Below are 21,450 nucleotides of genomic sequence, written 5' to 3' on the forward strand. Positions count from 1 at the left end.
TTCGCGAGCAAGCTCGCTCCTACAGGTTCTCGCTGATCAATCCTAATACCTGCCTCTGCCCTACGCTGCAGGGCACACCTTCCGGCTGCGCCCGTACCGCTTCGATCACCCCCAGCAGTTGCGCCTTGCTATGGGCCAGTTGCGCTTGCATCTCTTCGATCTGCGCGACCTTGCGCTCCAATGCCTCGATCAACTCTTCGCGCTTGTGCTCGCCCGGCGCCGGCATCAGTGCCTTGAGTTCCTGCAAGGTAAAGCCTGCCTGTTGCGCGCTCTGGATCAGTTGCAGGGTTTGCAGCGCCTCCGGCGCATATCGTCGGTAACCATTGGCCTGGCGCCCCACCTGGCTGATCAGCCCCTCGGCCTCATAAAAGCGGATCCGTGAAGCCGCTAACCCACTCTGCCTTGCCAGCTCACCAATATTCATCACCGCCCCGCGCTTGACATTAAAGTTAACTTTAAGCTTAGCCTGAGGCCTCCCCCGCTCAGGAGTCAACCCATGTCACCCTTTGAAGCCCTGCAATTGCCCAATGGTCAAGTCCTCTCCAACCGCATCGCCAAGGCCGCGATGGAAGAAAATATGGCCGATGGCAATCAGACGCCGTCGCGCGAATTGAAGCAGTTGTACAAGGCCTGGGCGCAGGGCGAGCCCGGCTTGTTGATCACCGGCAACGTGATGGTCGACCGCCGCGCCATGACCGGCCCCGGCGGCGTGGCGCTTGAGGATGAGCAGCACCTGGCGAGCTTTCGCGAGTGGGCCGACGTGGCGCGCGACAACGGCGTGCACTTCTGGGTACAACTCAGCCACCCAGGTCGCCAGACGCCGGCCAACCTGCGCCAGCAGGCCATTGCACCGTCCGCCGTGGCGCTCGACCTGGGCGGTTTCTCGAAGATGTTTGCCACGCCCAAGGCCATGACCGAAGACGACATCCAGGACGTGATCCAGCGCTTCGCCACCAGCGCACGCCTGGCCGAGCAAGTCGGGTTTACCGGCGTGCAGATCCACGGTGCCCATGGCTACTTGCTCAGCCAGTTCCTTTCACCGCTGAGCAACCAGCGCACCGACCGCTGGGGCGGTTCCCTGGAGAACCGCGCGCGGCTGTTGCTGGAAGTGATTCGTGCAGTGCGCGCTAACGTCAGCCCGTCGTTTTGTGTCGCCGTCAAACTAAACTCTGCCGACTTCCAACGGGGCGGCTTTGCAGAAGCCGACGCACGCGCCGTGGTCGAAATGCTCAACCCGTTGCCCATCGACCTGCTGGAGTTATCCGGTGGCAGTTACGAAGCGCCGGCCATGCAAGGTGAAGCACGTGACGGTCGCACCCTGGCACGTGAGGCGTACTTCCTGGAGTTCGCCAGCCAACTGGCGACCACCGCCAAGATGCCGGTGATGGTCACCGGCGGCATTCGCCGCCTGCCCATCGTGCAACAGGTGCTGGACAGCGGCGTCGCCATGGCCGGGATCGCCACGGCCCTGACGCTGGAGCCGCAACTGATCCAGCACTGGCGCGAAGGCCGCGACCCCAACCCGCAACTCAAACCCATGGACTGGAAGCGCAAACCCCTGGCATCCCTCGCCATCCTCGCCGTGGTGCGCTACCAGATGCGCCGCCTCAGCCGCGGCCATTTGCCCAAAGCCAATGTTGCGCCGTGCATGGCGTTGGTGCGCGACCAATGGTTTCTGGCGCGACGCACCCGGCAGTACCGCGCAGCCATGACGCAATCTTCACATTAAAGGATGAACATCCGCCGTGATCGAACTGTCCCCTATTGATCAGCAGTTTTTAACCTCACTGACGATTGGAGTTCTTCATGGCGAAAATCAACCTGGCCCAGCAATTGGCGACCACCCTTGAACAGGCGGGCATCAAGCGCATCTGGGGCCTGACCGGCGACAGCCTGAACGGCCTCACCGACGCCCTGCGCACCATGGACAGCATCGAATGGATGCATGTGCGCCACGAGGAAGTGGCTGCCTTTGCCGCTGGCGCCGAAGCGGCGGCCACCGGCGAATTGACCGTATGCGCCGGCAGTTGCGGGCCGGGCAACCTGCACTTGATCAATGGCCTGTTCGACTGTCATCGCAACCATGTGCCGGTGCTGGCGATTGCCGCGCAGATCCCGTCGTCGGAGATCGGCCTGAACTACTTTCAGGAAACCCATCCGCAGGAACTGTTCAAGGAATGCAGCCACTTTATCGAACTGGTGACTAACCCCGAGCAGATGCCCCATGTGCTGCACCGCGCCATGCGTTCGGCGATCCTCAATCGGGGCGTCGCGGTGGTGGTGATTCCGGGCGATGTGTCGCTGTTGGAAGTGGAAGACAAGCTAAAGCCTTGGCCAGCCTTGCATGCGCCACGTACGCTGCCGGCGGAACAGGACCTGCAACGCCTCACCGAGATCCTGGAAAGCAGCCAGAAAACCACCCTGCTGTGCGGCAGCGGCTGTGCCGGCGCCCATGATCAAGTGGTGGCCTTGGCCGACGCCCTCGGCGCTCCCGTGGTGCATGCACTGCGCGGTAAAGAGCATGTGGAATGGGACAACCCGTTCGACGTAGGCATGACCGGCCTGATCGGCTTCAGCTCCGGCTACCATGCCATGCTCGACTGCGACACCTTGATCATGCTCGGCACCGACTTCCCCTATCGCCAGTTCTACCCCACTGACGCCAAGATCATTCAGGTCGACCGCAATCCGCAGGCCCTCGGCCGCCGCGCCACACTGGACCTGGGTATTGCCGCGGATGTCAGCGAAACCATCGGCGCCCTGCTGCCGCGCCTGACGCGTAAGACCGATCGCAGCTTTCTCGAAACCTCCCTGAAGCACTACGAGAAAGCCCGCCAAGGGCTGGACGACCTCGCTCAACCCTCGAAAGCCAATCGACCGATTCACCCGCAATACGTCGCACGCCTGCTCAGTGAATTGGCGGATGACGATGCGATCTTCACCGCCGATGTCGGCTCGCCCACCGTGTGGGCTGCGCGCTATTTGAAGATGAATGGCAAGCGCCGGCTGATCGGTTCGTTCAACCACGGCTCGATGGCCAATGCCATGCCCCAAGCCATTGGTGCCCAGGCAGCCTTTCCGGATCGGCAGGTGATCTCGATGTCGGGTGACGGTGGTTTCGCCATGCTGATGGGGGATTTCATCTCCTTGGCGCAGTTGAAACTGCCGGTGAAAGTCATCGTGTTCGATAACTCTTCCTTGGGATTCGTTGCCATGGAAATGAAAGCTGCGGGCTATCTGGATGCCGGTACCGAGCTGAAAAACCCGGATTTCGCCGCCATGTCCAACGCCATGGGCATCCTCGGCATTCGCGTGGAGCAGTCCGAAGACCTGGAACCGGCCCTGCGCCGCGCCCTCGCCCATGACGGCCCGGTGCTGGTGGACGTGGTCACCGCGACCCAGGAGTTGGTGATGCCGCCGACCATCAAGCTGGAACAGGCCAAGGGTTTCAGCCTGTATATGCTCAAGGCGGTGATGAGTGGCCGTGGCGATGAAGTGATCGAACTGGCGCGTACCAACTGGTTGCGCTGAACCCAATGTGGGAGCGGGCTTGCTCGCGAATGCAAGCTGTCAGTTGATAAATACATCGACTGACGCTCCGCTTTCGCGAGCAAGCCCGCTCCCACAATTTGATCTCGTTGCAAATCAAGCGTGCTGTTTTTCCACCCATTTACCGTAGGCATCGATAAACGCCTGCAGGAACGGCTTGGTCTTTTCCGACACTTTGCCGGCGTCGTCAAACACGTTGCCCGCGCCCCCCAGGTAAGCTTCTGGCTGCTGCATACACCACACATCAAGGAACACCAGGGACTGGCGCAGATGATGGTTGGCGCCAAACCCACCAATCGCACCCGGCGACACACTGATGATCGCGCCCGGCTTGCCACTCCAGGCGCTCTGGCCGTAAGGGCGCGAACCGACGTCGATGGCGTTCTTCAGCGGGGCGGGCACGGAGCGGTTGTATTCCGGGGTCACGAATAACACCGCGTCGGATGAGCTCACTTGTTTGCGGAAAGTACTGTAGGCTGCCGGCGGTGTGGCCCCGTCAATATCTTCGTTGTAGAGCGGCAAATCGCCAATTTCCACAATGTTCAACTTCAGGTTGGCAGGGGCCAGTTCGGCCAGTGCCAGTGCGACCTTGCGGTTGATCGAGTCTTTTCTCAAGCTGCCGACCACGACGGCGACGGTGTAGACCTTGCTCATTGGGGTTTCCCGACGTCTGACTAAAGGAGCTTGTAGTTATAGAGTCTTCGCGGCGTGTTCACCAGAAGGTTTTGATATTCCTGCGGGCGTTTGCCTGGCACTGCGACACGTAGGAAGCATCTGAAAATATCAGCGAATAGTATTTTTATTCCGTAAGTAAACTACCCCGCTCCATGACGGTCTACAGAACCGCAAATCGAGTGTTTATCTCCAGAGGTTCTAAACAGATGGCAGCAGTATTAGTCGGACAGTTTCATGCCAGAGACGCAGAAGGACGCGTGTATTCGGTGCATGAGTTCCAGGAATCCAACCCGGCGCAAAGCGACCTGGCTGGCTCGGCACCTACCACCACCTACAAGCTGGCCATTGGCGACCGTGTAGAGAAACTGGAAGGCGACGAATTCAAATTGATCCAATCGGGCACCATTCTTGTGCGCGAATCGCAAACCACCCTCGCTTCATAAGATCTCGCCCTATCCACCTGCTCAGTCCTGGCCATTGACGGCATTGACTGGGCTGGGGTGATCACGGACGACGGATCTCCGTGACCTCAATGCCCTGCTCTCCCTGCACCTTCTTCAGCGTCACCATCAGACGCCCCCTCTCGCCGTCAACGGCATACAGCGAACGCTGGTAGCCTGCGGAGTTGTAGCCGGGATGCGCGACCACCTGCCTGACCAACTCCATGCCCAGCACCGAGCCCACCTGCTCCACTACCTGCTCCTGGGAACGGATAAAGGCTTCAAGTGCCAGGTTTTCCGGCGGAGTTTCGCTTTGAGTGTCGAAGAGATAAGCAGCCACACAGCCGACGGTCACCAGGACCAGCAGTTGCTTGACCGTTACCCCGAGGCATATCGAGGGTAAAGGCATATGAGACCAGACCTGTTTTTGTTGTTAATGCCGGTAGCCGGCTGTGGTCGTTGATGATCAGCGCAGCCATTCTATTGAATACCCGGCCCGCTGCACATAGACTCCGGCGATGCGTTTACGTCATATCGAAGTGATTCAGGCCATCTTGCAGACCGGACACCCAGGCTTGGCCGCCGAGTGGTTGCAACTTTCCGTGGGCGAAGTGGAAGCGGCGCTCAAGGACGCCGAGCAGCAGCTTGGCTTCATGCTGTTCGCCAGTGTGCGTGGACGTTTGCAGGCCACCCGGGAAACCCTGGAACTGCAAGCCGAAATCGCCCACGTCTATGAAGCGCTGGAGCCGGTGCAACGTCTGGCCAGCCGTTTGAAACACCATCAGGCCCCCACTCTGCGCGCCCTCTGCACGCCGCCCCTGGCCAGTCAACTGCTACCGCAAAGCATTGCAGCGTTGCGCCGACGCTTTCAGGACACACCGTGTAACCTGTCGAGCCAACCGACCCGAGAGATTGTCAGGAGCCTGCTGCTGCACGAAGCCGATGTGGGTTTGAGCCTGCATGACCCGGAACACCCGCAAATCCACAGCACGGTACTGGCCCAAGGCAAACTGCAGTTGCTCGCCCCCCATGGTTGGCTCAAGCCCAAACAGAAATACATCGCGCTACAGGACCTGGCCGGGCAATCGATGATCGGCCTGGAAGGTCAGGACCCGCTCAGCCGCCTGCTGGATGCCAAGCTGCAGGCCCTGCGCCCGCTGCCGGTGGTACAGACGCGCGTACAGACCTACCAAATGATGCGCAGCATGGTGGAAGCCGGAGAAGGCCTGGCGGTGGTTGACCCCTTCACCGCCTTTGGCGCACGGGAGGCGGGGCTGGATGCGTGCCCCGTGTCGCCGCCGATCATGGTCAGCCTATACGCGCTGACCCTCAAGGACGGCACGTCCTCGCCGGCGCTGAATGCGCTGCTGGAGATCGTGACGCAGAAGGCCGAGGGCCTGCTGGCGGGTTAAGTCTTGTCGACTTCGCTTTTGAACAGCCGATACCAGAATATCGCCACTTCGTGGGTCTGCGGGTCGATGCCGCGATAGCGCAGGTGGTCGACCCCACCCATCACGTAACCGCAACGCTCGTACAAACGGCAGGCGCCGAGGTTGTTGTTCTGGGTTTCCAGCATCATGCCCGGCAGATTCTTTTTGCGACTCCAGAACTGCGCCACATCCAGCAACGCCTTCGCCACCCCGTGACGCCGCGCAGGCAAGGCCACCGCCAGCTCATCGACATGGGCAAAACCGTTCCAGTTGGTGCTGACCACAATATGCCCCACCGGGCGATCATCCAGGTAGGCCATGAAGATCGCGCTGTCGGGCGCATCGCGGAAACTGGCGAACTCTTCGGGGTCGATGCCATAGCACTTGCGGTACGGCAAGATGCGTTCCACGGGCCATTGATCGACCCGCTTGCCCATCTGCGGCTCACCGTAGGCGCTGACCTCAAAGCTGAAATCATTGCCCCACACGTAGGCATCAAAGCCTTCGTCGGCGACCCTTACACTGAGCCCCGGATACTTCGGGTTCATTACAGCTTGCATAACCATCCTTAACCCTTGATGCAATCGACGGTGTAACAACGACCACTGCCGTCATCTTCGTGTTGCAACCCATGAACATCGGCGACAAAACCTGGGAAACTGCTATCGAACGTCCGGGCAAACGCCAGGTAATCGATGATCGAGCGCGTCGACTCGGTAAAGCGCTCGCCCGGCATGATCAATGGGATGCCAGGCGGATAAGGCACCAGCATTACCGCTGCGACGCGGCCTTGCAAGGCGTCAATGGAAACCGCCTCCACTTCGCCCCTCACCAATTGGTCATAGGCGTCCGCCGGTTTCATCGCGATTTCCGGCAAGACGGTGTACATGCGCTTGAGGTGCTTGGCCGTGGCATTGCTGCGGTAACAGCCGTGCAGTTGGTTGCACAGGTCGCGCAAACCCAGCCCTTGGTAACGCGCCGGCCCTTGTGCAAACACCGAAGGCAGGCAACTGGCCAGGCTGACATTGGCGTCGTAACTGCGCTTGAATTCCAGCAGCTCGGTGAGCAAGGTACTCCATTTGCCCTTGGTGATGCCCATGGAGAACAACACAAGGAAGGAATACAGCCCGGTTTTTTCCACCACCAGGCCACGCTCCCAGAGGAATTTGCTGACGACCGCTGCGGGAATTCCGCAATCGCTGAGGGCTCCGCCGGCATTGAGGCCGGGCATCACCAGCGTGACTTTGATCGGGTCCAGCAACACATAGTCTTCGGCTACGTCGCCGAAGCCATGCCAATCATCCTCAGGGTGCAACAGCCAATCTGCGGTGACGACGCGGTCGATTCCCGCTACTGATGGCGGCTGCCAGATCGAAAACCACCAATCCTCTTCAGCAATGTGCTGGCGCAGGTTGGCCAGGGCACGGCGGAAACTCAGCGCCTCGTCGAACATTTCCTGCAACAGCGAACGCCCGGCCGGACCTTCCATCATCGCCGACGCCACATCCAGCGAGGCAATGATGCTGTATTGCGGCGAGGTGGAGATGTGCATCATGAAGGCTTCGTTGAAACGGTCACGGTCCAGCTGGCGTGCGCCGCCGTCCTGCACATGGATCATCGAGGCCTGGCTGAAGGCCGCCAGCAGCTTATGGGTCGAGTGGGTGGTGAACACCAGCGGGCTGTCTGGCGTACGCGAAGTACCCATCCCGTAGCGCCCGGAGAAGAACTCATGAAACGCGGCATAGGCGTACCAAGCCTCGTCAAAATGCAACACCTCGACGCTGTTGCCCAGTTGCTGCTTGATCAGCTCGGCGTTGTAGCACAGGCCGTCGTAGGTGGAGTTGGTGACCACGGCCAGTTTCACTTTCGGCGGGCGGCCATGGGTGAGCGGGCTGGCGTCGATCTTGGCGCGGATGGATTCGGGGCTGAATTCGCTCAAGGGAATCGGGCCGATAATCCCGAGTTCGTTGCGTTCGGGGCACAGGTACAGCGGGATGGCGCCGGTCATGATGATCGAGTGCAGCACCGACTTGTGGCAATTGCGGTCCACCAGCACCAGGTCATCACGCCCGACCATGGAATGCCAGACGATCTTGTTCGCGGTGGAGGTGCCGTTGATCACAAAGAAGGTGTGGTCAGCGCCAAAGTTGCGCGCAGCGCGGGCCTCGGCTTCGGCCAACGGGCCGGTGTGGTCCAGCAACGAGCCGAGTTCAGGCACTGATACCGACAGGTCCGAGCGCAGGGTGTTTTCCCCGAAGAACTGATGAAACGCCTGCCCCACCGGGCTCTTGCGGTAGGCCACGCCACCGCCGTGGCCCGGGGTGTGCCAGGAGTAGTTGGAGTCAGCGGTGTGCTGCACCAGCGCCTTGAAGAATGGCGGCAACAGGCCATCCAGGTAAGTGCGCGCCGCACGCGCGACTTGCCGCGCGAGAAACGGCACGGTGTCTTCGAACAGATAGAGAATGCCGCGCAGCTGGTTGAGTTCACTCATGGCGTCAGCCGGTGCGTTTTCTAGGGTGACTTGCTCGCCCAACGCAAAGATCGGCAAATTGGGCGCCCGCAGCCGCGCCAGGCGGATCAGCTCGACCATATTTTGCAGCAGGTGGGTATTTTCACCAGCCCCTTCGGCGGCGATCAGCATGCACGCCAGGCCATGATGGGTAGAAGCCACCAATCGTCCTTCGGCGTAATCCACTGCGGAAAAAATACTGAAACCCTCTTGTTCCAGCTCTCGGGCGATGCCTCGGACCCGGTCACCGGCAACGGTGTCGGCCTTGATGTCGCGGTGCACGATAAGGACGGGGAACTTCAGGTCTTTATACATCAGCGCTTGTAGTCCTGAGGGCTATGCACTCAAGGGTAGAAGCTGGAAGCGGATGTGGCGAATGAAGATTTCGAACAGGCAACACACCCCTTGTAGGAGCCGGCTTGCCGGCGATGGCGGCCTCGAAACTATCTCAGGGTTCAAGGGCCCATCGCCGGCAAGCCGGCTCCTACAGGGAGGGTGGGTTATTGCTGGGTCAGTTGGGTCCACAACGCCGGAGCACCCGCCGACTTGGCAATCGCTTCCAGCCGCGCCGCGTGCTCGGCCAGGTCCTGCTCACTGGCGCGAATAATCGGGGTCGGTTTGCGATCCGCCGGCAACCGGCGGATTTCCGAAGGACGGTTGCCCGAGCCTTCCGCCGAACCGCTGCCATCGGAGGCGTTACCGGCCAGAGACAGGCTGGTCTGCCCGCCAGTCATGGTCAGGTAGACGTCGGCAAGAATCTCGGAGTCGAGCAAGGCGCCGTGAAGTTCACGGCCGGAGTTGTCGACGCCATAACGCTTGCACAAGGCATCGAGGCTGTTGCGTTGGCCGGGGTGACGCTCACGGGCCATCATCAAGGTGTCGAGGATCGAGCAGTGCTGGGAAATGTCTGCACGATCGGTCTGCCCCATCAGGGCAAATTCGTTGTTGATGAAGCCGACGTCGAACGCCGCGTTATGGATGATCAGCTGCGCACCGTTAATGAATTCGAAGAACTCATCGGCAACTTCAGCGAAACGCGGCTTGCCCTTGAGGAATTCGTCGGTGATGCCGTGGACGCCAATCGCACCCTCGTCACTGTCGCGGTCCGGTTGCAGGTAGACGTGGAAGTGACGCCCGGTGAGGCGGCGACCCATCAATTCGACACAGCCGATTTCAATGATCCGGTGGCCGTCGGTCACCGGCATGCCGGTGGTTTCGGTATCGAGTACAACAGATCGGATGGCCATCAGGGTTCAGCTCTCAACGGTGTAGTGTGATTCAAGGGTCGCGATATTAACACGTGAGTCGGCATCAGCTCTGCTTGTAGCCGCGCACTTCGTCCACGCCACGGTTGGCCAACTGGTCGGCGCGTTCGTTGCCAGGGTGGCCGATGTGACCGCGCACCCACTTCCAAGTGATGTCATGGCGATTGCATTGCTCATCGAGCAGTTGCCACAGGTCGGCATTCTTCACCGGTTCCTTGGCCGCCGTCTTCCAGCCGCGCTTCTTCCAATTGACCATCCACTCGTTGATGCCCTTCATCACGTATTGCGAGTCGGTCACCAACAGCACGTTGCAACGGCGCTTGAGTTCTTCCAGGCCGCGAATGGCGCCCATCAGCTCCATGCGGTTATTGGTGGTATTGGGTTCGCCGCCCCACAACTCTTTCTCCACGCCCTTGCACACCAGCAACGCGCCCCAGCCGCCAGGGCCGGGGTTGCCCTTGCAGGCGCCATCGGTGAAGAGTTCTACGCTATCGGTCATCGGTTGCTCGGTATTCATTCAAAAAGAGGGTCATGCGTCGCTTTGCTTGCGGTTGACCTTGGCCATCGGCATCGGCACCAACTTGCCCATCGGCTCGCGGCGCACCTGTTGCACTGGCCGCAACCCGACCACGATCTTGCGCGCCACCAGCAGATAGAAGCCGCCACCCGACAATTGCCAGGCACCTGCGCGGCGCTCCCAGCCGGCCAGACGGGCTTGCCACTTGGTCGACGCAAGCGGCGGACGATAGCACCCGAAGCGACGTTTCTCCAGCGCGAAGCCCAGCAGGTTCAGCCAGTCCCCCACCCGTTGCGGCGAGATGCAACGCGCCTGGCGCAAGGCGTCGTGGGCGAACACATGGCGCAAGCCCCAACTGCTCCAGGGGTTGATCCCGACAATCAGCAAATGGCCACCCGGACGGACGCTGCTCGCCGCTTCGCGCAGCAAGCCGTGGGGCGACAGGCAGAAATCCAGGCCATGCTGCAACACCACGACATCGGCGGCGTGCTCGCTCAACGGCCAGGCCTGTTCCTCGCAGACAATCTCCACCCCCGGCAACGGAGCACCCAGGCGCACATTACGCTGCACCTGGGGCGCACACGGCGGCGTTTCGGCCGAAGGACCGTAATGCACCAGGTAGCCGCCAAAGAACCGGCCCAACTCGTCGTCGAGCATGCGCCGTTCTTCGTCCAGCAGAAATTGCCCGATCGGACCGGACAGCCATTCACGGGCTGCGCTGATCAGGGCCAGCCACTCAGGATCGGCCTGGGCGAACGCTTTATCAGTCATTGCATTCTCCAACTCGCCTAGACGTTCTAAGATGCACCAATGTGTTCAGCTTGGCGAATCGAAGAATGATACAGATCAGTGCCCTGCCCGCCTTCACCGATAACTACATCTGGTTGTTACAAGACCCGAGCACCCAGCGCTGCGCCGTGGTCGACCCCGGCGATGCCGCGCCGGTGCTGGCCTGGCTCAAGCTAAACCCTGAGTGGGTCCTGAGCGACATCCTGATCACTCACCACCACCACGACCATGTCGGCGGCGTCGAACAACTCAAACGGGTGACTGACGCCAAGGTCTACGGCCCGGCCAACGAAAAGATCCCGGCGCGGGACGTAGCCTTGAACGATAACGACCGTATCACGGTGCTCGGCTGGGACTTCGACATTTATACCGTGCCTGGCCACACCCTGGGCCATATCGCCTTTTATCATCAGGGCGTGCTGTTCTGTGGCGACACCCTGTTCGCCGCCGGCTGCGGGCGCCTGTTCGAAGGCACGCCGGAACAGATGCACACCTCACTTGAGCGCTTGGCCGCACTCCCCGCCGACACCTTGGTGTACTGCACCCACGAATACACACAAAGCAACCTCAAGTTTGCCCAGGCCGTCGAACCGGATAACGCCGATATCGCCGAACGGGTGGAAAACGTCCGCCAATTGCGCGAACGTGGCGAGATCACGCTGCCTTCCAACCTGGCCCTGGAAAAGCGCACCAACCCCTTTCTGCGCACCTCTGAAACATCCGTTAAACAAAAAGCGGACGAACGGAATGGCCGCGACAACCGCTCTGGGGCCGAGGTGTTTGCTAGCTTGAGGGCTTGGAAAGATAAGTTCTAACGGGATGCAATCTGATACGTAATTTCTGAATGGTTGACCGGAACCAAACGGGTTTCTAGAATCGCCCGACATTTTTGCCCGGAACTTACTTCCAGCCAATGTCGTCATCTATTCGTAAATCCAACCATTCAGACGCATTGACCCGCCTGGCTCAAGCTGTGGCGGTGGCTGTGTCCGCTACGCTGGCGGGCTGCCAATCAAGCAATTTCACCGCACAATCCACCGTGCAACCCAAGCCAAACCTCAGCGCCAAGATCAAACAGAAACCCGTCATCTGGCTTTCGGAAAAGCCGGCTCCCGAAGTGCCCCAGGATGTTTGGGAACGTATGCGACGGGGCTTTCAATTGCAGGATGGTGTAGGCGTCAACCCACGTATCGAGCAACAGCGACTGTGGTTCGCCAGCAACCCTTCCTTCCTTGAGAACGCCGGCGAACGCGGCAGCCTCTACATTCATTACATCGTCGAACGCCTTGAAGAACGCAACATGCCGCTGGAGCTGGCGCTGCTGCCAGTGATTGAAAGCGCCTACAACCCAATGGCCTATTCGCGCAGCGATGCAGTCGGCTTGTGGCAGTTCATCCCCTCCACCGGGCGCTACTTCAACCTGCGCCAGACCCGCGCCTATGATGGCCGTCGCGACATCACCGCCTCCACCACCGCCGCCCTTGACTACCTGACCCGTTTGCACGACATGTTCAACGGTGACTGGCTGCTGGCCCTTGCCGCCTACAACGCAGGCGAGGGCACGGTGAGCCGGGCGATCGAGCGCAACGAGAAGCTCGGCCTGCCGACCGACTACTGGAACCTGCCCCTGCCCCAGGAAACCAAGGACTACGTGCCCAAGTTCCTGGCGCTGTCCCAAGTGGTGCTGGCGCCCGAGGCCTATGGCGTCAACCTGAACCCGATTGCCAACACGCCGTATTTCGAAGTGGTTGAAGTCAAGCAAAGCATGGACCTGTCACGGGTTGCCGCGCTGGCCGAGATCGACGAAGACGAACTATTCCAGCTCAACCCCGCGCTGAAGCAGCGCACCACCCTGGATGGCCCGCAGCATCTGCTGGTGCCGAGCTCCAAGGCGCAACTGCTCACCAGCACCCTTTCGACGATGAAGCCTGAAGAATTGCTGGCGATGCGTCCGAAAAAGCAGGTGTTCGACGAAGTCGAGACCGCTCGGGTTGCCGGGCGTACCCGCAGCTACAAGGTGCGCAGTGGCGACAACCTGACGCTGATCGCCAAGGCCAACAAGGTCGATGTGCATGACCTGCAGCGCTGGAACAAGCTCAACGGCCAGGCCCTCAAGGTCGGCCAGACCCTGGTGATGCAGGACACGCGCAAGCTGGTGGCCAAGGCTGACAGCAAGAAGCCGGTGCAATACAAGGTCAAGAAAGGCGACTCGCTGTACATCGTCGCCAAGCGTTTCAACGTTGAGATGCAACATCTCAAGCGTTGGAACCCGCGCACTGGCCAGGCGCTGAAGCCGGGGCAGATGCTGGTAGTTTCCGGGCCACGCTGACTAACAAACAAAGCTTGTTTGTGTGAGCGGGCTTTGTGGTGAGCGGGCTTGCCCCGCGCTGGGCTGCGCAGCAGCCCTAAAACCATGCAATGCGTTTTGTCTGGAACAATGCGTATAGCCAACGGGGCTGCTGCGCAACCCAGCGCGGGGCAAGCCCGCTCACCACAGCAAGCCCGCTCACCACGCAAGCCAGCGCCACATGGAATCTCCGTCAGCCGACCGGCTTTTTCCAACCGGAACAAGCTGTTACTGTACCGATCATAAAGCGCAAGCCGCCTGGATCGGATCCCTGACTTGAAGCGTCCCCTCCTTCTACTAATAAGTCTGGCCTTGAGCTTTGGTGCGAACGCGGCGATTACCGAGAGTCACGGTTATACGCAGTTCGGCAGCCTCAAGTACCCGGCCAAATTCACCCACTTCGATTGGGTAAACCCTGCAGCGCCGAAAGGCGGGACATTGCGGGTCATGGCCTTTGGCACCTTCGACACGCTCAACCCCTATACCTTCAAGGGCTCCAGCCCGGTTTCCACGCCTAATTTCCTGCAATACGGCGTCAACGAGCTGAACGAGCCGTTGATGGTGGGAACCGGCCTGTACGCGCCCTCCGGCGATGAGCCCACCTCCAGTTATGGGCTGATCGCCCAGTCGGTGGAGTACAGCGAGGACCGCAGTTGGGTGGTGTTCAACCTGCGCCCGGAAGCGCGTTTCCACGATGGCAAGCCGATCACCGCCTACGACGTGGCGTTCTCCTATCGCACGCTGCTGACCGAAGGCCACCCGCAGTACCGCACCAACCTGCAGGAAGTGGCGCGGGTGGATATCCTCAACCGGCACCGCATCCGCTTTGTGTTCAAGCGCGCCGGCAATCCGTTGCTGATCCTGCGCCTGGGCGAATTGCCGGTATTGCCCCAGCACTATTGGAAAAACCGCGATTTCAAGGCCACCACCTTCGAGCCGCCTTTGGGCAGCGGGCCGTACCGCATCAGCAAGGTCACGCCTGGCCGGCAACTGGTGTTCGAGCGGGTCAAGGACTATTGGGGCAAGGACCTGCCGGTCAACCAGGGCTTCTATAACTACGACAAGGTCGAAGTGGAGTTCTATCGTGACAGCGACGTGGCCTTCGAAGCCTTCAAGGCCGGCGAATTCGATATCTATATCGAGCATCAGGCGAAAAACTGGGCCAATGGCTACAACTTCCCGGCGGTGAACCGGGGAGACGTGATCAAGGCGCAGATTGCCCACCAGATCCCGACCCAGAGCCAGGGCTTGTTCATGAACAGCCGGCGGCCGACCTTCAGCCAAACCAAGGTGCGCGAAGCCCTGGGGCTGATGTTCGACTTCGAATGGACCAACCGCACCCTGTTCAGTAGCGCCTACAAACGCACCTTGAGCTATTACCCCAACAGCGAATTCTCTGCCACCGGCGTACCCACCGGCCATGAATGGCTGATGCTCTCGCCCTACCGCGAGCAATTGCCGGCCAACCTGTTTACCCAGCCGTTCAGCCTGCCCCAGACCGACGGGCGCGGTATCCCCCGCGAAACCATGCGCCGCGCCCTGGCCTTGCTCGGGGACGCCGGCTGGAAACTCTCCGGCCAACGCCTGCTCAACAAGGACGGCCAACCGCTGCGCTTCGAGATCCTGTTGGTCAACCCGAACCTGGAGCGCATCCTGCAGCCCTATGTCGAGAACCTGATCAGCGTCGGTATCGACGCGCGCCTGCGCACCGTCGACCGCGCCCAGTACAAGCAGCGCCTGGATCAATTCGACTTTGACATGATCCTGATCACCCTCAACCAGACCTTGAGCCCGGGCCTTGAGCAGTGGCAGTACTTCCACTCCAGCCAGGCCGCGATCAAGGGCAGCAAGAACTATGCAGGCATTGCCAACCCGATTGTCGATCACCTGCTGGAACAACTGCTGGCCGCCAAGACCCGCGAGGAGCAACTGGCCGCCGGCCGTGCCCTGGACCGGGTGCTGCTGTGGCAGCACTACAGTATTCCCAACTGGTACCTCAACTATCATCGCTTGGCGTACCGCAACCGGTTCGCCTTTGTCACCACGCCGCCCTATAGCCTGGGCCTGAGCGCGTGGTGGCTGAAAGCTTCGGAGAAAGCCCAATGATGTATTTGCGTACTGCACTGCTCGGCGGCCTGCTGCTGTGCACCGCGGCCCAAGCCGCCCCGCAACATGCGTTGACGCTCTACAACGAACCACCGAAATACCCCGCCGACTTCAAGCACTTCGACTACGTCAACCCGGATGCGCCCAAGGGCGGCACCTTCCGCGAGTCGGCCATGGGCGGCTTCGACAGCCTCAACCCCTACATCAGCAAAGGCGTGCCGGCCGATAACCTTGGTTTGATCTACGACACCCTGGCCATGCAAAGCCTGGACGAGCCCATCACCGAATACGGCCTGGTCGCCGGCAAGATCGAAAAAGCCCCGGACAACAGTTGGGTGCGCTTCTACCTGCGCCCGGAAGCCCGCTTCCATGACGGCCACCCGATCCGTGCCGAAGACGTGGTGTTCACCTTCCAGGAACTGATCAAGGAAGGCTCGCCGATCTACCGCACCTACTACGCCGACGTCGACGAAGTGATCGCCGAAGACCCGCTGAAGGTGCTGTTCAAGTTCAAGCGCACCAACAACCGCGAATTACCGCTGATCCTCGGACAACTGCCGGTATTGCCCAAGCACTGGTGGGCGACCCGTGAGTTTGCCAAGGGCAACCTCGAGGTCCCGCTGGGCAGCGGGCCGTACAAGGTCGCCGAGGTCAAGGCCGGGCGCATGATCCGCTACGAGCGGGTCAAGGATTACTGGGCGAAGGACCTGCCAGTCGCCAAGGGTTTCTACAACTTCGATAACCGCATCACCGACTACTACCGCGACAGCACTGTCTCGCTGGAAGCCCTCAAGGCCGGGCAGTTCGACTACTGGCTGGAATTCAGCGCCAAGAACTGGGCCAACGCCTACAACATCCCGGCGGTGGCCCAGGGTCGCCTGATCAAGGAAGAAATCCCCAACGGCAACCCCACCGGCATGCAGGGCTTCGTGTTCAACATGCGCAAGCCGATGTTCCAGGACGTACGTGTGCGCAAGGCCATCAGCCTGTTGCTGGATTTCGAGTGGAGCAACAAGCAGCTGTTCAACGGCGCCTATACCCGCACCCGCAGCTACTTTGAAAACTCGGAGATGGCCGCCACCGGCCTGCCCGGCCCGGATGAACTGGCGATCCTCGAACCGCTGCGCGACAAAATCCCGCCCGAGGTCTTCACCCAGGCCTTCGAACCGTCCAAGACCGACGGCAGCGGCATGATCCGCACCCAGCAGCGCGAGGCCTACCAACTGCTGCAAGAAGCCGGCTGGCGCATCGTCGATGACAAGATGGTCGACACCACCGGCAAACCGGTGAAGATCGAGTTCCTGCTGGCGCAGACCGAGTTCGAGCGCATCCTGCTGCCGTTCAAGCGCAACCTGGCCGACCTGGGCATCGACCTGGTGATCCGTCGGGTCGACGTCTCACAATTCATCAATCGTATTCGCTCGCGGGATTTCGACATGCTGGTGGGCAGCTTTCCGCAGTCCACTTCGCCGGGTAATGAGCAGCGCGAGTTCTGGAAGTCCTCCAGCGCCGACAAACCCGGCAGCCGCAACTACATGGGTCTCAAGGACCCGGCCATCGACCAACTGGTGGAAGAGCTGATCGACGCCGACTCGCGCAAAAGCCTGGTGGCGCATGCCAAAGCCCTGGACCGCGTGTTGCAGTTCGGCTACTACGTGATCCCGAACTGGCACATCAAGACGTTCCGCGTGGCGTATTGGGATCACTTGGGCCACCCCAAAGTCCCGCCGCGCTACGACGTCGGCACCGCCACCTGGTGGGCCAAGCCTGACGTAAAACCCGCCGTCACCTCAGACCCAGACACCAGCGCCGATCCGGCGAGCGGAGGCGATTAAATGCTGGCCTATATCTTTCGCCGCCTATTGCTGATCATCCCCACGTTGTTCGGGATCCTACTGATCAACTTCGTCATCATCCAGGCCGCTCCCGGTGGTCCGGTGGAGCAAATGATCGCCAAGCTTGAAGGCTTCGAGGGCGCCACCAGCCGCATTGCCGGTGGCGGTTCCGAAGTGTCGGTGGCCGGCTCCAGCAGCTACCGCGGCGCCCAGGGCCTGGACCCGGCGCTGATCAAGGAAATCGAGAAGATGTACGGCTTCGACAAATCGGCGCCGGAACGCTTGTGGATCATGGTCAAGAACTACGCCCAGCTGGACTTTGGCGACAGCTTCTTCCGTGACGCCAAGGTCATCGACTTGATCAAGGAGAAGATGCCGGTGTCCATTTCCCTCGGGTTATGGAGCACGCTGATCATGTACCTGGTGTCGATCCCCCTGGGGATCGCCAAAGCCACGCGGCACGGCAGCCATTTTGATGTGTGGACCAGTTCGGCGATCATCGTCGGCTATGCGATCCCGGCGTTCCTGTTTGCAATCCTGCTGATCGTGGTGTTTGCCGGTGGCAGTTACCTGGACTGGTTCCCCTTGCGCGGGCTCACGTCGAACAACTTCGACGAACTGAGCTGGGGCGGCAAGATCCTCGATTACTTCTGGCACCTGGCGCTGCCCATTACAGCCCTGGTGATCGGCAACTTTGCCACCATGACCCTGCTGACCAAGAACAGCTTTCTCGACGAGATCAACAAGCAGTACGTGGTCACCGCCAAAGCCAAGGGCCTGACCAACCACCGCGTGCTGTACGGCCATGTGTTCCGCAACGCGATGTTGCTGGTGATCGCCGGTTTCCCTTCGGCGTTCATCGGGATCTTCTTCACCGGTTCCTTGTTGGTGGAGGTGATCTTCTCCCTCGACGGCCTGGGCCTGATGAGTTTTGAAGCGGCGATCAACCGCGACTACCCGGTGGTGTTTGGCACGCTGTTTATCTTCACCCTGCTGGGGCTGATCGTGAAACTGATCGGCGACCTCACCTACACCCTGGTCGATCCGCGCATCGACTTTGCCAGCCGGGAGCATTGAGATGAATCTATCCCCCCTCAATCGCCGCCGGTTCGAACGGTTCAAGGCCAACAAACGTGGCTGGTGGTCGCTGTGGCTGTTTCTGATCCTGTTCGTGCTGAGCCTGGGCGCCGAGCTGATCGCCAATGACAAACCGCTGGCCGTGCACTACGACGGCGGCTGGTACTTCCCCGCGCTCAAGCGCTACCCGGAGACCACCTTTGGCGGTGAATTCCCGCTGGAGGCCAACTACAAGAGCCCCTACATCCAGGAACTGCTCAAGGCCAAGGATGCCTGGACGTTGTGGGCGCCTATTCCGTTCAGCTACCAGAGCATCAACTACGACCTGAAAGTGCCGGCGCCCGCGCCGCCTTCCAGCGTCAACCTGCTGGGCACCGACGACCAAGGCCGCGACGTACTGGCGCGGGTCATCTACGGCTTCCGTGTGTCGGTGCTGTTTGCCCTGACGCTGACAGTGCTCAGCTCGATCATCGGCGTGATCGCCGGGGCCTTGCAGGGCTTCTACGGCGGTTGGGTGGATTTGGCCGGGCAGCGCTTCCTGGAGATCTGGTCCGGCTTGCCGGTGCTGTACCTGCTGATCATCCTCGCCAGTTTCGTGCAGCCCAACTTCTGGTGGCTGCTCGGCATCATGCTGCTGTTTTCGTGGATGAGCCTGGTGGACGTAGTGCGCGCCGAGTTCCTGCGCGGGCGCAACCTGGAATACGTGCGCGCCGCCAGGGCCTTGGGCATGCAGAATGGCGCGATCATGTTCCGGCATATCCTGCCCAACGCGATGGTGTCGACCATGACCTTCATGCCGTTCATTCTCACCGGCGCCATCGGCACCCTCACCGCCCTGGACTTCCTCGGTTTTGGCTTGCCGGCCGGTTCGCCGTCGCTGGGTGAACTGGTGGCCCAAGGCAAATCCAACCTGCAAGCGCCGTGGCTGGGCATGAGTGCCTTTGCCGTGCTGGCGATCATGTTGAGTTTGCTGGTGTTTATCGGCGAGTCCGCTCGCGATGCCTTCGACCCGAGGAAATGAGATGAATCAGGACAATCTGATCGAAATCCGCGACCTCTCCGTCGAGTTCGTCACGGGCGACCATCACCACCGCGTGGTGAACAACGTCAGCTTCGACATCAAACGTGGCGAGACCATCGCTCTGGTGGGTGAAAGCGGCTCAGGCAAATCGGTGACCGCCCACTCGATCCTGCGCCTGCTGCCCTACCCACTGGCGCGGCACCCCTCCGGCACCATCAACTATGCCGGGCAGGACCTGCTCACGCTGAAAGAAAAAACCATCCGCCACATTCGCGGCAACCGCATTGCGATGATCTTCCAGGAGCCGATGACCTCGTTGAACCCGCTGCACTCCATCGAGAAGCAGATCAACGAAGTACTCGGCCTGCACAAGGGGTTGCAAGGCAAGGTCGCCACCCAGCGGACCCTGGAGTTGCTGGACCTGGTGGGCATTCCCGAACCGCACAAACGCCTCAAGGCCCTTCCCCATGAGCTGTCCGGAGGCCAGCGCCAACGGGTGATGATCGCCATGGCCCTGGCGAATGAGCCGGAGTTGCTGATCGCCGATGAGCCGACCACGGCCCTCGATGTGACCGTGCAGTTGAAGATCCTCGAACTACTCAAGGAATTGCAGGCGCGGCTGGGCATGGCCCTGCTGCTGATCAGCCATGACTTGAACCTGGTGCGGCGCATCGCCCACCGCGTGTGCGTGATGCAAAAGGGTTGCATCGTCGAGCAGGCCGACTGTGAAACGCTGTTCCAATCGCCCCAGCATCCGTATACCCAGGAACTGCTTGCAGCGGAGCCCAGCGGCGGACCGGCCGGCAACGAAGTCGGCCCTCCGTTGCTGGAAGTCGATGACCTGAAAGTGTGGTTCCCGATCAAGAAGGGCTTTTTGCGCAATACCGTCGATTACGTCAAGGCGGTGGACGGCATCAACTTCAGCCTGCCCCAGGGGCAGACCCTGGGAATCGTTGGCGAAAGCGGCTCGGGCAAATCGACCCTGGGCCTGGCGATTCTGCGGTTGATCGCGAGCAAGGGCGGCATTCGTTTTGAAGGGCAGCAGTTGGATAAGCTCAGCCAGCAACAGGTGCGTCCGTTGCGTCGGGAGATGCAGGTGGTGTTCCAGGACCCGTTTGGCAGCTTGAGCCCGCGGATGTGTGTCAGTGAGATCGTTGGCGAGGGGTTGCGTATCCATAAGATGGGGACGCCATGGGAGCAGGAAGCGGCGATTATTGCGGCGCTCAAGGAAGTTGGGTTGGATCCAGAGTCGCGGCATCGGTACCCCCATGAGTTCTCGGGTGGGCAGCGTCAGCGCATTGCCATTGCCCGGGCGTTGGTGCTCAAGCCGCGCCTGATTTTGCTGGATGAGCCGACATCGGCGCTGGATCGCACGGTGCAGCGGCAAGTGGTGGAATTGTTGCGCAGTTTGCAGGCCAAGTACAACTTGACCTATCTGTTTATCAGCCATGATTTGGCGGTGGTCAAGGCGTTGAGCCATCAGTTGATGGTGGTGAAACATGGCCAGGTGGTGGAACAGGGGGATGCGGCGGGGATTTTTGCCGCGCCGCAGCATGGGTATACGCGGCAGTTGTTGGAGGCGGCGTTTTTGGTGCCTGGGGTTTAGCTTTTGTTGGGTGAATATCCGTTGGTTGGATGATGGCTGCTAAACGCGGTCCTGTAGGAGCCGGCTTGCCGGCGATGGTCTTCAACGATGATGCGGGGGAACCAGACAAAACGCGGCGTCCTCACGTTTTTCGCCGGCAAGTCGGCTCCTACAGGGACCGCGTATCCACGATGCGAAGCGAGTCGCTCTTGATCTTGATTTTGATCTTAGGCGCCCCGTCAAACACGCTGGCCGAACGCAGGCTTGAATCCGTGGGTAACCCGGCAGGACGCCGGGTTAGCCGC

General features: G+C 60.6%; 19 protein-coding genes. 11 read left to right on the forward strand and 8 right to left on the reverse strand.

Annotation, left to right across the window (positions count from 1 at the left end; translation table 11 throughout):
- Window positions 1–19 precede the first annotated feature (19 nt).
- Entirely contained in the window at window positions 20–424 is a 405-nt protein-coding gene (locus ACP7C6_RS08225) for a MerR family transcriptional regulator (RefSeq protein ID WP_426108595.1), read from the reverse strand.
- Between the two features lie 72 nt (window positions 425–496).
- Between ACP7C6_RS08225 and ACP7C6_RS08230 the strand changes: the two genes are divergently transcribed.
- Window positions 497–1,729, forward strand: a complete 1,233-nt coding sequence (locus ACP7C6_RS08230) for an NADH:flavin oxidoreductase/NADH oxidase family protein (protein ID WP_426108596.1) — start codon at window positions 497–499, stop codon at window positions 1,727–1,729.
- Window positions 1,730–1,806: 77 nt separating this feature from the next.
- A complete protein-coding gene (gene poxB, locus ACP7C6_RS08235; RefSeq protein WP_033902264.1) occupies window positions 1,807–3,531 on the forward strand; it encodes a ubiquinone-dependent pyruvate dehydrogenase in 1,725 nt (574 codons plus the stop codon).
- 114 nt (window positions 3,532–3,645) lie between these two features.
- Here poxB and ACP7C6_RS08240 read toward each other — a convergent pair whose 3' ends face one another.
- Window positions 3,646–4,203, reverse strand: coding sequence for an NADPH-dependent FMN reductase (locus tag ACP7C6_RS08240; RefSeq protein WP_122685308.1), 558 nt, complete (start codon window positions 4,201–4,203; stop codon window positions 3,646–3,648).
- A 227-nt stretch (window positions 4,204–4,430) separates the two neighbouring features.
- Between ACP7C6_RS08240 and ACP7C6_RS08245 the strand changes: the two genes are divergently transcribed.
- Window positions 4,431–4,667, forward strand: coding sequence for a hypothetical protein (locus ACP7C6_RS08245; protein ID WP_426108597.1), 237 nt, complete (start codon window positions 4,431–4,433; stop codon window positions 4,665–4,667).
- A 61-nt stretch (window positions 4,668–4,728) separates the two neighbouring features.
- Here ACP7C6_RS08245 and ACP7C6_RS08250 read toward each other — a convergent pair whose 3' ends face one another.
- Window positions 4,729–5,073 (reverse strand): hypothetical protein, encoded by a 345-nt coding sequence (locus ACP7C6_RS08250; RefSeq protein WP_016979715.1) that lies wholly within the window; start codon window positions 5,071–5,073, stop codon window positions 4,729–4,731.
- Window positions 5,074–5,182: 109 nt separating this feature from the next.
- Between ACP7C6_RS08250 and ACP7C6_RS08255 the strand changes: the two genes are divergently transcribed.
- Window positions 5,183–6,076, forward strand: a complete 894-nt coding sequence (locus ACP7C6_RS08255) for a LysR substrate-binding domain-containing protein (protein WP_236320442.1) — start codon at window positions 5,183–5,185, stop codon at window positions 6,074–6,076.
- On the opposite strand, the gene ACP7C6_RS08260 is transcribed toward ACP7C6_RS08255, so the two are convergent.
- The 5 genes from ACP7C6_RS08260 to ACP7C6_RS08280 form a co-directional block, all read right to left on the reverse strand.
- On the reverse strand, window positions 6,073–6,654 hold the full coding sequence (locus tag ACP7C6_RS08260; protein WP_073860002.1) for a GNAT family N-acetyltransferase: 582 nt from the start codon (window positions 6,652–6,654) through the stop codon (window positions 6,073–6,075). The genes ACP7C6_RS08255 and ACP7C6_RS08260 overlap by 4 nt on opposite strands.
- An 8-nt stretch (window positions 6,655–6,662) precedes the next feature.
- Window positions 6,663–8,918, reverse strand: coding sequence for an Orn/Lys/Arg decarboxylase N-terminal domain-containing protein (locus tag ACP7C6_RS08265; RefSeq protein ID WP_068938048.1), 2,256 nt, complete (start codon window positions 8,916–8,918; stop codon window positions 6,663–6,665).
- Between the two features lie 185 nt (window positions 8,919–9,103).
- On the reverse strand, window positions 9,104–9,844 hold the full coding sequence (gene dnaQ / locus ACP7C6_RS08270) for a DNA polymerase III subunit epsilon (RefSeq protein WP_162834923.1): 741 nt from the start codon (window positions 9,842–9,844) through the stop codon (window positions 9,104–9,106).
- 70 nt (window positions 9,845–9,914) lie between these two features.
- Window positions 9,915–10,367: a ribonuclease HI gene (gene rnhA, locus ACP7C6_RS08275; protein WP_010210917.1), complete on the reverse strand. Its 453-nt coding sequence runs from the start codon at window positions 10,365–10,367 to the stop codon at window positions 9,915–9,917.
- Between the two features lie 30 nt (window positions 10,368–10,397).
- Complete coding sequence (locus tag ACP7C6_RS08280) at window positions 10,398–11,156, reverse strand: methyltransferase domain-containing protein (protein WP_028616402.1); 759 nt, start codon at window positions 11,154–11,156, stop codon at window positions 10,398–10,400.
- A gap of 65 nt (window positions 11,157–11,221) precedes the next feature.
- Between ACP7C6_RS08280 and gloB the strand changes: the two genes are divergently transcribed.
- From gloB to ACP7C6_RS08315, 7 genes are all read left to right on the forward strand, one after another.
- Window positions 11,222–11,989: a hydroxyacylglutathione hydrolase gene (gene gloB / locus ACP7C6_RS08285; protein ID WP_028616403.1), complete on the forward strand. Its 768-nt coding sequence runs from the start codon at window positions 11,222–11,224 to the stop codon at window positions 11,987–11,989.
- A gap of 98 nt (window positions 11,990–12,087) precedes the next feature.
- Window positions 12,088–13,503 (forward strand): lytic transglycosylase domain-containing protein, encoded by a 1,416-nt coding sequence (locus ACP7C6_RS08290; protein ID WP_016979723.1) that lies wholly within the window; start codon window positions 12,088–12,090, stop codon window positions 13,501–13,503.
- Window positions 13,504–13,797: 294 nt separating this feature from the next.
- Complete coding sequence (locus ACP7C6_RS08295) at window positions 13,798–15,627, forward strand: extracellular solute-binding protein (protein ID WP_068938046.1); 1,830 nt, start codon at window positions 13,798–13,800, stop codon at window positions 15,625–15,627.
- A complete protein-coding gene (locus ACP7C6_RS08300) occupies window positions 15,624–17,462 on the forward strand; it encodes an extracellular solute-binding protein (RefSeq protein WP_068938045.1) in 1,839 nt (612 codons plus the stop codon). Before ACP7C6_RS08295 ends, ACP7C6_RS08300 begins: the two co-directional genes overlap by 4 nt.
- A complete protein-coding gene (locus ACP7C6_RS08305; protein WP_016979726.1) occupies window positions 17,463–18,539 on the forward strand; it encodes a microcin C ABC transporter permease YejB in 1,077 nt (358 codons plus the stop codon).
- Between the two features lies 1 nt (window position 18,540).
- On the forward strand, window positions 18,541–19,560 hold the full coding sequence (locus tag ACP7C6_RS08310) for an ABC transporter permease (protein ID WP_012723835.1): 1,020 nt from the start codon (window positions 18,541–18,543) through the stop codon (window positions 19,558–19,560).
- A gap of 1 nt (window position 19,561) precedes the next feature.
- Window positions 19,562–21,166, forward strand: coding sequence for an ABC transporter ATP-binding protein (locus ACP7C6_RS08315; protein WP_426108598.1), 1,605 nt, complete (start codon window positions 19,562–19,564; stop codon window positions 21,164–21,166).
- The last annotated feature ends 284 nt before the right edge of the window (window positions 21,167–21,450 follow it).

Source organism: Pseudomonas sp. TWR1-1-4 (assembly GCF_049897165.1).
Lineage (GTDB): Bacteria > Pseudomonadota > Gammaproteobacteria > Pseudomonadales > Pseudomonadaceae > Aquipseudomonas > Aquipseudomonas canadensis.

Excerpts from the sequence above, each read along its gene's own strand:
- ACP7C6_RS08225 (WP_426108595.1), bottom strand. The coding sequence starts at position 424 with ATGAATATTGGTGAGCTGGCAAGGCAGAGTGGGTTAGCGGCTTCACGG.
- ACP7C6_RS08230 (WP_426108596.1), top strand. The coding sequence starts at position 497 with ATGTCACCCTTTGAAGCCCTGCAATTGCCCAATGGTCAAGTCCTCTCC.
- poxB (WP_033902264.1), top strand. The coding sequence starts at position 1,807 with ATGGCGAAAATCAACCTGGCCCAGCAATTGGCGACCACCCTTGAACAG.
- ACP7C6_RS08240 (WP_122685308.1), bottom strand. The coding sequence starts at position 4,203 with ATGAGCAAGGTCTACACCGTCGCCGTCGTGGTCGGCAGCTTGAGAAAA.
- ACP7C6_RS08245 (WP_426108597.1), top strand. The coding sequence starts at position 4,431 with ATGGCAGCAGTATTAGTCGGACAGTTTCATGCCAGAGACGCAGAAGGA.
- ACP7C6_RS08250 (WP_016979715.1), bottom strand. The coding sequence starts at position 5,073 with ATGCCTTTACCCTCGATATGCCTCGGGGTAACGGTCAAGCAACTGCTG.
- ACP7C6_RS08255 (WP_236320442.1), top strand. The coding sequence starts at position 5,183 with ATGCGTTTACGTCATATCGAAGTGATTCAGGCCATCTTGCAGACCGGA.
- ACP7C6_RS08260 (WP_073860002.1), bottom strand. The coding sequence starts at position 6,654 with ATGCAAGCTGTAATGAACCCGAAGTATCCGGGGCTCAGTGTAAGGGTC.
- ACP7C6_RS08265 (WP_068938048.1), bottom strand. The coding sequence starts at position 8,918 with ATGTATAAAGACCTGAAGTTCCCCGTCCTTATCGTGCACCGCGACATC.
- rnhA (WP_010210917.1), bottom strand. The coding sequence starts at position 10,367 with ATGACCGATAGCGTAGAACTCTTCACCGATGGCGCCTGCAAGGGCAAC.
- ACP7C6_RS08280 (WP_028616402.1), bottom strand. The coding sequence starts at position 11,156 with ATGACTGATAAAGCGTTCGCCCAGGCCGATCCTGAGTGGCTGGCCCTG.
- gloB (WP_028616403.1), top strand. The coding sequence starts at position 11,222 with ATGATACAGATCAGTGCCCTGCCCGCCTTCACCGATAACTACATCTGG.
- ACP7C6_RS08290 (WP_016979723.1), top strand. The coding sequence starts at position 12,088 with ATGTCGTCATCTATTCGTAAATCCAACCATTCAGACGCATTGACCCGC.
- ACP7C6_RS08300 (WP_068938045.1), top strand. The coding sequence starts at position 15,624 with ATGATGTATTTGCGTACTGCACTGCTCGGCGGCCTGCTGCTGTGCACC.
- ACP7C6_RS08305 (WP_016979726.1), top strand. The coding sequence starts at position 17,463 with ATGCTGGCCTATATCTTTCGCCGCCTATTGCTGATCATCCCCACGTTG.
- ACP7C6_RS08310 (WP_012723835.1), top strand. The coding sequence starts at position 18,541 with ATGAATCTATCCCCCCTCAATCGCCGCCGGTTCGAACGGTTCAAGGCC.
- ACP7C6_RS08315 (WP_426108598.1), top strand. The coding sequence starts at position 19,562 with ATGAATCAGGACAATCTGATCGAAATCCGCGACCTCTCCGTCGAGTTC.